Here is a 12,651-nt window from a genome sequence, read left to right on the forward strand (position 1 = left end):
AGCAAGCCCGAGTGGGCCGGCCAGTACCCGCTGATCACCACCTCCGGCTCGCGCCGCTACAGCTCCTTCCACTCCGAGCACCGCGCCGTGCCGTCCCTGCGCCAGATCGACCCGTGGCCGTGGGTGCAGATCAACCCCGAGACCGCCAAGGCCTACGGCATCACCGACGGCGACTGGTGCGAGGTCTACAACATGTTCGGCGAAGCCCGCTTCAAGGCCGAGATCACGCCCGTCATGAAGCCCGGCATCCTGAACTGCGCGCACGGCTGGTGGTTCCCCGAGCAGGACGGCGAGGAGCCCAACCTGTTCGGCGTCTGGAAGTCCAACTTCAACAGCCTCGTCCCGCACATGAACATCGGCAAGCTTGGCTTCGGCGCCCCGTACAAGGGCGTTATGTGCAACATCAAGCGCGTCCGCAGCCTCGACCAGGACTAACCAGAGAAAGGAAGTGCACTAAATGGCAGACCAGAAGTACGCACTGCTGGTGGATTACACCTACTTCTCCGGCAACCACGCGGCTGAGATCGGCTGCAAGGAGGAGCTCGGCCTTCCGCTCGACCAGTTCGGCATCAAGGAGGTCCAGGTCGGTCCCTTCAAGAAGGGCGAGGGCAACGACGGCGACGCCTGGGAGTGGTTCTACATCCCCTGCCCGACGTCGATCTTCTCCGAGCACTGGGGAACCAACGGCGACAAGGCCGGCCAGCGCCCGCTGGCGGTCCAGGTCGAGGAGTCTGGTTCCATGTACTACGGCACCCTCGAGGACATGATCGCCAAGATGGCGGAGTTCGACCGCCCGATGGTTCTGTTCCAGCTGTAAGCCTTAGGTAATTGCGCGAAGGGCCGGCCGCGCCGGCCGACCCTTCGGCATCGTGTTGAGGACTAACAAGGAGAGAATATGACCCGCGACGAATTTTTCGCTCTCGACGCGGCGGATGCGGCTGAGAAGCTGAACGCCGTTCTCGCCGATGGCAAGAGCAAGGATGAGGCCATGGCCGAGTTCGGCATCGCCCAGGCTGACCTCATGAAGGCCCAGATCTTCTTCGTGAAGGACAAGTTCATCGCCCGCGCTTGGGGCGGCTACACCTCCACGAAGCGCACCGGCAACGAGGCGAACGACACCGGCAACGGCGTCGGCAACAGCGACCCGGCCAAGGGCTTCGCTGGCATCTAAGCTCGCAAGAGCATTCATGCCGTGACAAGGCTCGCCGCCCGCTTCGGGTGGCGAGCCTTCTTTGCATTGAAAGGAGCGCCAACTATGTCTACTGAAGACGAGATCCGCGCGGAGGTCGAGGAGCTGGGCCGGCTGGAGCCCGCGCAGGAGGACATCCTGTACAACATCTCGCTCAAGCAGGACGAGCTGGGCCGCCAGGCCACCAACCTGCTCCTGAGCAAGGTGGAGGGCAGCCCCGTTTACCAGCCGATGATCGACCGCGAGTACCTCACCTACGAGGTGTTCAACCACGGCTCCAAGCACGAGATCGCGAGCCTGTACGTGACGCTCAAGGGCCTGCGCTACTGCATCATGTACGCCGACGAGCTCTCGCGCCGCCGCAAGCTCAACCCCGCCGGCGCGCCCTGGACCGAGTAGGGCACTACGCCCGTTGTCTCAAGTTTTCGCAGGTAGAAGGCTTGAAAAATGAAAAGTAGTACCGATGGGTTGAGAAAGTGAGCACTCTGAGTCTGATTGAAGAGCGCTCGTTTGCTTTAAAGTCTGCACGTGCGACGCCATCTTGAGGGAGAGGTGCGCCGCATGGCAAGACGAGCCTGATCCCTAGCAGGCTCGAACGCAATACCGCATGCGGACAAGGAGGGCGTGAAGGGCGCAACGCGAAGCGCGTGACCTCAGGGCATGAGTTCGACTTACGAAGGGGATTGACTAAGGGCGAGCTCAGGCCGTGGCGTCGGGTGTGACCGCGTCTTTTCGCCATCCTTCCGCGAATCGTTTACCTTGAGGAGGTAAAGGATGGACAAGAAAGAGTTTACTGTCTCTGAGGTCATTGACTCCATTGGCATTAGCTCGCATACGTGGGTCACGTTCGTGATCCTCGCATTCGCAATGATCTTCGACGGTTATGACTTCATGATCGTCAACTCCACCAACCTGTTCGTGGCCCACACCTTCTGGCCCGACAACCCGAACCCCGGCACCCTCATGGGCTCGCTCACCACGTGGGGCCTTCTCGGCATGGTGCTCGGCGGCGCCGTGGGCGGCATCATGTCCGACAAGATCGGCCGCAAGAAGATGCTGACCATCGCCGTCATCTTCTACGGCGTGTTCACGCTGCCCCAGGCGTTCTCGAACGACCTCGTGACGTTCGCCGTGTGGCGCCTCATCGCCGGCTTCGGCGTGGGCTCCTGCATCCCGGTCGTGACCACCGTGTTCTCCGAGAGCATGCCCTCCAAGCAGCGCGGCGTCTTCGTCACCTTCGGCATGGCCTTCATGGTGGTGGGCTGGGTGCTCGCCGGCCTGATCGCCAACCCGATCTGCAACGCCGCCGGCCCGATCATCCCGGGCCTGTGCAACGAGGTCACCTACGTGCTCGCCGACGGCGGCACCGCCTCGATGTACACCAACTGGCGCCTCTGCTACCTGATCGGCGCCCTGCCGATCGTCTACGGCATCCTGCTGTTCTTCGTGATGCACGAGACCCCGCACTGGTACGCCAACAACGGCCAGCTCGACAAGGCCTGCAAGCGCCTCACCGAGATCGAGCAGGCCACGCGCCACACCTCGCACGAGTATGATCCCAAGCTTCTGATCGTCCCGCCGAAGCCCGCCAAGGTCGGCCCCTCCGTGCTGTTCTCCTCCAAGTTCATCGTGGCCACCGCCGCGGTCTGGACGGGCTACTTCGTGGGCCAGTTCTGCGTGTACGGCATGAACGCCTGGCTGCCCGCATGGTTCACCGGCATCGGCTACTCCCCCTCGGAGGCCGTGACGCTGCAGACGCTGAACAACGTCGGCGCCATCCTGTCGAACATCTCCGTCGGCTTCGTGTCCGACCGCTGCGGTCGTAAGAACACCCTGGCCGGCTCCTGGATCTTCTGCATCGTGGCCATCATCATCTGCTCGCTGTTCGTGGCCCCGAACAACTTCGTGCTCTGCCTCGGCCTGATGCTGCTGTTCGGCTTCGCGCTGAACTTCGCCATCACCGCCGTCCAGCCGATGATGCCCGAGGCCTACCCGACCGCCATCCGCAACACCGGCACGTCCTGGTGCCAGGCGTTCGCCCGCTTCGGCGGCTCCGCCTCCTCCATCGTGCTCGGCGGCATCGCCGGCATGGCCCTGTTCCAGACCGCCGAGGGCGCGACCAACTGGTCGATGCTCGTGCTCGTGCTGATCATCCCCTTTGCCCTTGGCTTCATCTGCTGCGTGCTCTTCGCCCGCGAGACCTCCGGCAAGACGATGGACCAGCTGGCGGCCGAGGAGGCGAAGCTCAACAACTCCGAGACCGACGGCACGGCCCGCTTCATCATGATCCTCGTGGTCGCCGCCATCCTGGCAGTGCTCTGCATCGTGTGCCCGCTGGCCATCCAGGGCTGGTCGAAGCTCCCGATCGCTCTGCCGCTCATGGCCATCGGCGTTCTGCTTCCGTTCGTGTACTTCTTCGTGTTCGCAACTCCGCAGGCCCTGAAGGACAAGGCCAAGCTGAAGGCTTAAGTCCCTCTTCGCCTCGACGCGAACCACTTCCCTTGAGGGGGAAGGCCCGGATCCCCACGGGCCTTCCCCCTTTTTCTTTTGCCTGCGTGCTGCGGTATAATCTCCCCAGCTGAAACGTTTCCGAGGAGGGGCTTTGAAGAACAACAAGGTGTATTTCCCGAAGGACGCCATCGCGCGTCACGAGAACTTCGACGCGTGGTACGAGGACGGCGCGCTGTTCATGCGCTTCGAGTCCGACTGGAAGTTCGAGAAGGACACCGTCGCCGTGATCGGGCGCATGGGCGGGGAGGTGGGCTGCATCAAGCCCGACCACAAGGTGATCAACTACTACCTGCGCTCCGAGCGCTACGAGCACTGCCTGCACACCTACACCATCTTCAAGCACTACTACGTCGAGGGCATGCTGTGGGACATGTACGGCTCGCTCTCGAACCCGCCGTGCGACTTCATCACCGAGACGAAGGACCGCGACGACAAGCGCGACGTGCACATCAAGGTGGTGAAGTTCCGCGACAAGGGCGAGTGCTTCGAGATCCGCGTTACCGACCTGACGAAGCTGCGCCTCGCGCTCATCGCCACGGTGGCCATCGGCATCAAGGAGGAGTGGAAGGGCCTCTCCGAAGGCGAGGAGGATCCCAACCCGACGTTCTTCCAGAAGATCAAGAGGAACGTGCGCGGCTATAAGGGCAAGACCTACGAGCGCGTCCTGCAGGAGGAAGAGCTCGAGCGAGCCAAGGCCAGCCTCAAGGCCATGGAGGAAGAGGAGTAGAAGGCCGCCCAAGTTGGCGCAGGCGACGTTCCTTGCTCGGCTAAGGTAACGTAAGCGACATTCCTCGCTCGCTTGAAGTACCGTAAAAAGAGAAGCCCCCGCGATGGCGGGGGCTTCCTTGCTTCTCAGCGCTTCTTTGGCGCGCTTATGCGGCAGGTGAGAGACTTAAGCCTTCAGCTTGGCCTTGTCCTTCAGGGCCTGCGGAGTTGCGAACACGAAGAAGTACACGAACGGAAGCAGAACGCCGATGGCCATGACGGGCAGAGCGATCGGGAGCTTCGTCCAGCCCTGAACGGCCAGCGGGCACACGATGCAGAGCACTGCCAGGATGGCGGCGACCACGAGGATCATGATGAAGCGGGCCGTGCCGTCGGTCTCGGAGTTGTTGAGCTTCGCCTCCTCGGCCGCCAGCTGGTCCATCGTCTTGCCGGAGGTCTCGCGGGCGAAGAGCACGCAGCAGATGAAGCCGAGCACGAACGGGACGTTCAGCACGAGCACGAGCATCGACCAGTTGGTCGCGCCCTCGGCGGTCTGGAACAGGGCCATGCCGGCGATGCCGCCGAGCACGATGGAGGAGGCGGAGCCGCCGAAGCGGGCGAACGCCTGGCACCAGGACGTGCCGGTGTTGCGGATGGCGGTCGGGTAGGCCTCGGGCATCATCGGCTGGACGGCGGTGATGGCGAAGTTCAGCGCGAAGCCGAACAGCAGCATCAGGCCGATGCAGAGCACGAAGTTGTTCGGGGCCACGAACAGCGAGCAGATGATGATGGCCACGATGCAGAAGATCCAGGAGCCAGCGAGCGTGCGCTTACGGCCGACGCGGTCGGACACGAAGCCGACGGAGATGTTCGACAGGATGGCGCCGACGTTGTTCAGCGTCTGCAGCGTCACGGCCTCCGACGGGGAGTAGCCGATGCCGGTGAACCATGCGGGCAGCCAGGCGTTCATGCCGTACACGCAGAACTGGCCCACGAAGTAGCTCGTCCACACCGCGGCGGTGGCCACGATGAACTTGGAGGAGAACAGCACGGAGGGGCCGACCTTGGCGGGCTTCGGCGGAACGATCAGGTACTTCGGGTCATACTCGTGCGAGGTGTGGCGCGTGGCCTGCTCGATCTCGGTGAGGCGCTTGCAGGCCTTGTCGAGCTGGCCGTTGTTGGCGTACCAGTGCGGGGTCTCGTGCATCACGAAGAACAGCAGGATGCCGTAGACGATCGGCAGGGCGCCGATCAGGTAGCAGAGGCGCCAGTTCGCATACATGGTGGCGGTGCCGCCGTCGGCGAGCACGTAGGTGACCTCGTTGCACAGGCCCGGGATGATCGGGGCAGCGGCGTTGCAGATCGGGTTGGCGATCAGGCCGGCGAGCACCCAGCCCACCACCATGAAGGCCATGCCGAAGGTGACGAAGACGCCGCGCTGCTTGGAGGGCATGCTCTCGGAGAACACGGTGGTCACGACCGGGATGCAGGAGCCCACGCCGAAGCCGGCGATGAGGCGCCAGGCCGCGAACGACACGAGGTCGTTCGAGAACGCCTGGGGCAGCGTGAACACGCCGTAGAAGATGACGGCGATGGTCAGCATCTTCTTGCGGCCGATCTTGTCGGACATGATGCCGCCCACGGCGCCGCCGAGCACCATGCCGAGCAGGCCCCACGTGGTGAGCGAGCCCATGAGGGTGCCGGGGTTCGGGTTGTCGGGCCAGAAGGTGTGGGCCACGAACAGGTTGGTGGAGTTGACGATCATGAAGTCATAACCGTCGAAGATCATTGCGAATGCGAGGATCACGAAGATGACCCACGTATGAGAGCTGATACCGATAGAGTCAATGACCTCAGAAACGGTAAACTCTTTTTTGTCCATTAATACCCCCTATACGAAAAATAGGTACTTTGCCGCTTACGGTAGAGCTAAGGGAATGCGGGCAAAGCGAGTAAAGAGATCTCATCCCCAACGCAGTAGCAAGACAAAGCTGCGGCATGTCATCAGGAATCGCAAAGAAGCTCGGTTTATAGGGATGGCCGAGCTCCTTTGCGACTACGATTCGCCGTTCCCCAACGGCGGATCGCGCCCTGCGCTAAGACTGCACAGCAGCCAGAAGAAACGACTGCGCGCACCCTCCTTCCATGATTCTCTCATCGAGACCGTGTTCTCGACGTGGGAGCGTGCCAGAAGTCACCTGTGCGCCCGCACGTCAGAAACATACATCGTGCAAGATATGGTATGAGCATTTTGCGGTCAATGATTCTGGGGGTCGTTTTGCGGGTGGAACATCAACCCTGAGGGTCGATTTTCCTAATCCCCGCTTGCAAAACCCCAGGTCAGCACTTTTGCGTGTTTTCGCGCGCCGCCAGGGGAAACGAGGGCCCCAGTCTGATATGTCAGACTGGGGCCCAGGGTTTCGCTCATGCTGGAAGCCTTCCCGAGTTGCGTTGCCGAAGGCTCGTATCAGCATGCCGAGATGATGCTAGGCGGCCTTCGGAAGCGCGTTCTCGGTGAGCTCGGCCACCTCTTCGTCACTCAGGTCGTAGCCGTAGAAGGTGTGGTAGTAGCTCTTCGCCACGTCCTCGATGGAGGTGTCGAACTTGTCAGGGTAGAGCAGGCGCGGCAGCCACTGCATGCCCATGACCTGGTTCACGGTCGGCGGGTTGTTGAGCCAGCAGTAGGGGCTGCCCGGCACCTCGTAGTAGTTGCCGCTGTCGATGGCGGCGATGCCGTCCCATGCGGGGTTGTCACCCACGGTGTCGTAGATGCTGCCCTTCTGGAACACGATGAGCTCGGGGTTCCACAGGGCGATCTGCTCGAGGCTGACCTCCTGGCCCGCGCCGCTGCCCGTGGCCTTCTCGGGCTTGAACAGGTTGTTGGCGCACAGGTCGATGACGCCGCCCTGGTAAGAGTTCGCGGCGATGGCGTTCAGGCCCGCGTCGCCGAGCAGGTAGGCGATGTTGGCGCGCTCGGACTCGGGGATGGTGGCCATGACGGAGGTCGTCTCGTCATAGGCGGCCTTGCAGTAGTCGGACAGCTCGCGCCCGCGCTCCTCCATGCCGAGCAGCTCGCCGAGGTCCTCGTAGGCGGCGCCGTAGTCCTCGAGCTTGGTCTCGATGAACACGCAGGGGATGCCGAGCTGCTCCTGCAGGGTGTCGAGGTCCTCCTTCAGGCCGTCCTTGTACTCGCCGGTGTCGATGATGACCTGCGGGTCGGCAGCGGCCACGGCCTCCTTGTTGATGTCGCCCTTCGCGCCGAACGCCGCGCCGAACACGGGCAGGTTGGCCGCGTCGATGTCGAAGTACTTCGCCTGGTCCTCGGTGAGGTCCTGGGAGAGGCCCACCATCTTCTCAGGCGCCATGGTGAGCAGCACCTGGTTGGCGGTGTGGCCCGAGGGCGCGATGCGCTCGATGGTGGCCGGCAGCTCGACGGTGCGGCCCGCCGAGTCGGTGAACGTGCGGGTCTGCGCCTCGGCGGCAGCCGAGCTGGCCGAGGAGCTGGCAGACGACGCGGGCGCGGCGTTCGACGCGCACCCGGCGAGGACGAGCGCCAGGCTCGCCGCGAGCGCTGCGGCGGCGAAGGCCGCTATGAGCCTCGTCCTCTTCTTGGTTGTGGTGGTCACGGTTCTTCCTTCCTTTCGTCGGATTGACGACGGGGGACTTGCGCCTCGCCTTCAGGCGGGGCTGCCCTCACCGCGCGATCTCCTTCACAGGCACGCAGACGCGCACCTTATCGCCGTAGAGTGAGTTGACTTCGACGTCGACGCCGTACAGCGCGCTCACCAGCTCGCGCGTGATGACGTCACGCGGGTCGCCGTAGGCGCGCACGGTGCCGGCGTCGATGACGAGCGTCTTGTCTGAGTAGAGGAATGCCTGGTCAGGCTGATGTGTTGACTGCACGATGGAGAGCCCCTCGCGCGCGAGCTGGCGCACGCACGAGAGCACGCGCACGGTGTTGCCGTAGTCGAGCGCGCTCGTGGGCTCGTCCATGATGATGGTGCGGGCCTCCTGCGCGATGGCGCGCGCGATGAGCACGAGCTGCTGCTCGCCGCCGGAGATCTGCGTGTAGGTGCGGTGCGCCAGGTGCGCGATCCCGACGCGCTCGAGCGCCGCGCAGGCGCGCTCCACGTGGCGCGGGCCGGGGGAGCGCATCATGCCCAGGTCGGCGCCGGTGCTCATGAGCACCACGTCGAGCACCTCGTAGTCGTACACCGGCGCGTGGCTCTGGGGGATGTAGGAGATCTCGCGGGCGCGCTGCTTCACGGACAGCGCGCGCATGTCCTTCCCGTTGACGCGCACGACGCCCTCGTAGCGCGCGTTCAGCCCCAGGATGCAGCGGAACAGCGTCGACTTGCCCACGCCGTTGGGCCCGAGCACGTTCACGAGCGTGCCGTCGGGGATGCTGACGTTCACGTCGTGCAGCACCTCGCGCCGCCCGTAGCTAAACGACAGGTTGGTGATCTCGATGCTCATGCGCTACACCTTCTTCTTGCGCGTGATCAGGTACAGGAAGAAAGGCGCTCCCACGAACGCCGTGAGGATGCCGATGGGGATCTCGGAGGTGGCCGTGAGGCGCGCGATGTTGTCCACCACGAGCAGGAAGCTCGCGCCGAACAGCATGCTCGCGGGGATGAGGCGGCGGTAGTCGCTGCCCACCATCATGCGGCACAGATGCGGCACCACGAGCCCCACCCAGCCGATCATGCCCGAGATGGCCACGCTCGAGGCGGTGGCCATGGTGGCGGCCAGGATGATGAGGAGGCGCAGCCGGCGGGCGTCGATGCCCATGGTGGACGCCTCGTCATCGCCCATGGTGAGGATGTTGATGCGCCAGCGCAGGGCGAACAGCACCGCCATGCCGACCGCCATGGGGATGGCGGCGATGGCGATGTCGGACATCTTCGCGCCGGTGAGGCTTCCCATGAGCCAGTAGGTGATGGCGGGCAGGTCGTCGGTGGGGTCGGCCACGAGCTTGGTGAACGACACGCCCGCCGAGAACAGCGAGCTGATCATGGTGCCGGCGAGCACGGTGACGAGGATGCGGTTGCCCTTCGCGCGGCTCGACACGAGGAGGACGAGCATCACGGTGAGGATGGAGAAGCCGAAGGCCGAGACCGACACGCCGAAGGCCGCCTGGCCGGCGAGGATGGCGATGGCGGCGCCGAAGGCGGCTCCCTGGGAGGCGCCGAGGATGTCGGGCGAGACGAGCGGGTTCTGGAAGGTGCCCTGGAAGGCCGCGCCCGCGGTGGCCAGGCAGCAGCCCACCATGAGCGCGAGCATGATGCGCGGCAGGCGCACGTTGAAGAACAGCGTCGCCTGCTGCGAGGTCCAGGTGGGCTCGAGCGTGACGCCGGGGATCTGGCTCGCGAGCATGGCGAGAGCCTGGGCGGGCTCGATGGGGTAGCGTCCGAGCATGAGCGACACGCCCGCGGCGAGCACCATGAACACGGCGAGCCCCGCGATGATGAGGTTGGCGCGCCGCGCCGAGACGCTGGGCGCCAAGCGCGCGGCGCCGCTTGAGGGGCGTGCGGCGCTGCTCGGCGACGGCGTGGCGTCGCTTGACGGGGGCGGCGGGGGCGGGGTGCTCGCTTCGGGCGAGGTGATCGTGCTGGGTTCGCCGGGGCGGCTCATATAGTCTCTCCCAAGTATATTTCCACAGAAGGCTAATATGCTAAGCGAGATTATATTCCTATACGAGGATAAAATAAAGCACGAAAAAGGGGAGGCGCCCCGCCGGGCGGGCGCCTCCCCCTGCTTGCGTCGCGGCTCGCGGGCCTTGGCGCGGCTTGCTTGCGGGGCTGGTTCGCGCGTTTTGGCGCGGCTTGCTTGCGGGGCTGGTTCGCGGGGCCGGCTTACGGGTCGGGCGGCCTGCGACGGCCCCGCTCCGCCGGGCCGCCTACAGCTTGGCGAGCAGGCCCCTCAGGTTGGCGCTGGCCTTCGCCATCTCCGCCCAGTCGTCGTCCTTCATCTTCTCGGGCTTCTTCAGGAGAAGGCGCCCGAGGGCGGCGTGGGCCGACTTGAGCTCCTTCTTCTCCTCCTTGCCCAGCTCGCGGCCGCGGTCCTTGAGCACCTGCTCCGCCTGGCCGTAGAGCTGCTGGGCCTCCTCGCGCCGCGCGAAGGAGTCGCGGCGGGCCTGGTCCTCGGCGGCGTAGAGCTCGGCGTCGCGGATGGCGGCCTGGATCTCCTCGTCGGACATGCGCTCGGAGTCGGTGATGGTGATCGACTGCTCGTTGCCGGTGCCGAGGTCGCGGGCCGACACGGTGAGGATGCCGTTGGCGTCGATGTCGAAGCACACGTTGATCTGCGGCACGCCCGCCGGCGCGCGCTTGATGCCCTTGAGCTGGAACTTCCCGATGGTCTTGTTGTCGCGCGCCATGGGGCGCTCGCCCTGCAGCACGTGCACCTCCACCTTCGTCTGGAAGGGCGCGGCGGTGGTGAACACCTGCTCGTAGTGGATGGGCAGGGTGGTGTTGCGGTCGATGACGCGCGTGGCCACGCCGCCGACCGTCTCGATGGCGAACGACATGGGCACCACGTCGAGCAGCAGCAGCTCGCCGCCGCGGGGCACCAGGCCGCCCTGCGCGTTCGCGAGCGTGGCGCCTTGGACGGCGGCGCCCTGCGCCACGCACTCGTCGGGGTTCACGCTGCTCGACGGGCGCTTGCCGGTGAGGCGCTGCACGTGCTCCTGCACGGCGGGGATGCGCGTGGAGCCGCCTACCAGGAGCACGCTGCCCAGCTCGCTCGCGGCGATGCCCGCGTCGGCGAGCGCCTGGGTCACGGGCCCTGCGGTGGCCTCCACCAGGTCGCGCGTGAGCTGGTCGAACGTGGCGCGCGTGATAGTCTGCTCCAGGTGCAGCGGGCCTGAGGGCCCCTGGGCGAGGAAAGGCAGGTTCACCGTGGCGGACTCCAGGGACGACAGCTCGCGCTTGGCGCTCTGCGCGGCCTCGCGCACGCGCTGGGCGGCCATCGGGTCGCGGCGCACGTCGAAGCCGGTCTGGCGCTGGAAGGCGTCCATCAGGTGCTCGGCGAGGCGCGCGTCGAAGTCGTCGCCGCCGAGGTGGTTGTTGCCGGCGGTGGCCAGCACCTCGATCACGTTGTCGCCGATCTCGATGACGGACACGTCGAACGTGCCGCCGCCGAGGTCGTACACCATGACCATCTGCGGGTCGCCGTGGTCGAGCCCGTAGGCGAGCGCGGCGGCCGTGGGCTCGTTGATGATGCGCAGCACGTTGAGGCCCGCGATGGTGCCGGCGTCTTTCGTGGCCTGGCGCTGCATGTCGTTGAAGTAGGCGGGCACGGTGATCACGGCGTCGGTGACGGGCTGCCCCAGGTAGCTCTCGGCGTCCTTGCGCAGCTTGCGCAGGATCATGGCGGAGAGCTCCTGCGGGGAGAACGCCCTGCCGTCGACGTCCGCGCGCCAGTCGGTGCCCATGCGGCGCTTGACCGAGGTGATGGTGCGGTGGGGGTTCATAGCCGCCTGGCGCTGCGCGACCGTGCCCACGAGGCGCTCGCCGTCCTTGGAGAAGGCGATGACGGAGGGCGTGGTGCGCTCGCCTTCGGCGTTCGCGATGACCTCGGGCTGGCCGCCCTGCACCGCCGCGACGCAGCTGTTGGTGGTTCCAAGATCGATTCCGATGACGGCCATGGATATGCTCGCTTTCTCGAGGGTTCGGGTCAGGGCCTCAGGGGCAGGCTCAGAGGCAGAACAGGAAGGGCTGGCAGAGGGTGGGGCCGAAGCAGAGGCAGCAGCACAGCATGCTGGGGTCGATGAAGTCCGTGGAGAAGCCGCGCGTGGTGCTCTCCTGCTCGTAGGTCTGGGCGCGGCGCGTGAACGACTGCTCGGCGCGCGCGTAGTCGGCGTTGCCCGGGTCCAGGTTGCGCGCGCGGCGGATGTTCTCGAGCGCGGCCACGGTGTTGCCCGCGCCGTTGTTCGCGAGCGCGCTCAGGTAGTGCCAGCGCGCGTTGCGGTTCGCCGAGGTGATGTTGTTGAGGATGCCGAGGGCTGCGGCGAAGTTGCTCGCGTTGATGTAGCTGACGGCCTGGCGCACCTCGGCGGTGTCGGCGGCGGATGCCTCGGGGTGGATGGTGGCGCCCGCGCCCGGCTGCGCCCAAGGGCTCGCGCCGCCGAAGAGGTCCTCCCAGTTGATCTCCACCCAGTCGTAGCCGCCGGCGCCCGCGCCCGGGCCCGTGCCGTAGGGGCTGCCGGCGCCGCCCGCGCTCGCGCTGCCGCCCGCGCCCGTGCT

General features: G+C 65.5%; 13 protein-coding genes. 7 read left to right on the forward strand and 6 right to left on the reverse strand.

The features are described 5' to 3' along the window. The 6 genes from HRL41_RS10500 to HRL41_RS10525 form a co-directional block, all read left to right on the forward strand. Window positions 1–435, forward strand: a 435-nt coding sequence (locus HRL41_RS10500; RefSeq protein ID WP_305792298.1) for a molybdopterin dinucleotide binding domain-containing protein, incomplete at its 5' end; no start/stop codon positions are given. Between the two features lie 22 nt (window positions 436–457). Further along, window positions 458–817, forward strand: a complete 360-nt coding sequence (locus tag HRL41_RS10505; protein WP_165174053.1) for an oxidoreductase — start codon at window positions 458–460, stop codon at window positions 815–817. A 78-nt stretch (window positions 818–895) separates the two neighbouring features. Continuing rightward, window positions 896–1,171: a hypothetical protein gene (locus HRL41_RS10510; RefSeq protein ID WP_165174106.1), complete on the forward strand. Its 276-nt coding sequence runs from the start codon at window positions 896–898 to the stop codon at window positions 1,169–1,171. An 84-nt stretch (window positions 1,172–1,255) separates the two neighbouring features. Further along, window positions 1,256–1,588 carry a hypothetical protein gene (locus HRL41_RS10515; protein WP_165174108.1) on the forward strand — a complete coding sequence of 111 codons (333 nt, stop codon included), beginning with the start codon at window positions 1,256–1,258 and terminating at the stop codon, window positions 1,586–1,588. 375 nt (window positions 1,589–1,963) lie between these two features. Beyond that, window positions 1,964–3,658: an MFS transporter gene (locus HRL41_RS10520; RefSeq protein ID WP_172136987.1), complete on the forward strand. Its 1,695-nt coding sequence runs from the start codon at window positions 1,964–1,966 to the stop codon at window positions 3,656–3,658. A 133-nt stretch (window positions 3,659–3,791) separates the two neighbouring features. Continuing rightward, on the forward strand, window positions 3,792–4,427 hold the full coding sequence (locus HRL41_RS10525) for a hypothetical protein (protein ID WP_172136988.1): 636 nt from the start codon (window positions 3,792–3,794) through the stop codon (window positions 4,425–4,427). Window positions 4,428–4,592: 165 nt separating this feature from the next. On the opposite strand, the gene HRL41_RS10530 is transcribed toward HRL41_RS10525, so the two are convergent. From HRL41_RS10530 to HRL41_RS10545, 4 genes are all read right to left on the reverse strand, one after another. Further along, a complete protein-coding gene (locus HRL41_RS10530) occupies window positions 4,593–6,287 on the reverse strand; it encodes an MFS transporter (protein ID WP_172136989.1) in 1,695 nt (564 codons plus the stop codon). A gap of 604 nt (window positions 6,288–6,891) precedes the next feature. Next, a complete protein-coding gene (locus tag HRL41_RS10535) occupies window positions 6,892–8,031 on the reverse strand; it encodes an ABC transporter substrate-binding protein (RefSeq protein ID WP_172136990.1) in 1,140 nt (379 codons plus the stop codon). 67 nt (window positions 8,032–8,098) lie between these two features. Then, window positions 8,099–8,881, reverse strand: coding sequence for an ABC transporter ATP-binding protein (locus HRL41_RS10540; protein WP_172136991.1), 783 nt, complete (start codon window positions 8,879–8,881; stop codon window positions 8,099–8,101). 3 nt (window positions 8,882–8,884) lie between these two features. Continuing rightward, window positions 8,885–9,910 carry an iron ABC transporter permease gene (locus tag HRL41_RS10545; protein ID WP_253904861.1) on the reverse strand — a complete coding sequence of 342 codons (1,026 nt, stop codon included), beginning with the start codon at window positions 9,908–9,910 and terminating at the stop codon, window positions 8,885–8,887. Between HRL41_RS10545 and HRL41_RS12240 the strand changes: the two genes are divergently transcribed. After that, window positions 9,870–10,043, forward strand: coding sequence for a hypothetical protein (locus HRL41_RS12240; RefSeq protein ID WP_253904862.1), 174 nt, complete (start codon window positions 9,870–9,872; stop codon window positions 10,041–10,043). The two genes, HRL41_RS10545 and HRL41_RS12240, sit on opposite strands and share 41 nt — an antisense overlap. Window positions 10,044–10,304: 261 nt before the next feature. On the opposite strand, the gene dnaK is transcribed toward HRL41_RS12240, so the two are convergent. Beyond that, entirely contained in the window at window positions 10,305–12,053 is a 1,749-nt protein-coding gene (gene dnaK, locus HRL41_RS10550) for a molecular chaperone DnaK (RefSeq protein ID WP_172136993.1), read from the reverse strand. A gap of 49 nt (window positions 12,054–12,102) precedes the next feature. After that, on the reverse strand, window positions 12,103–12,651 hold a 549-nt coding region (locus HRL41_RS10555), incomplete at its 5' end, for a molecular chaperone DnaJ (RefSeq protein WP_172136994.1).

The organism is Adlercreutzia sp. ZJ473 (genome assembly GCF_013185065.1).
In the GTDB taxonomy this organism is placed as follows: domain Bacteria; phylum Actinomycetota; class Coriobacteriia; order Coriobacteriales; family Eggerthellaceae; genus CAAEEV01.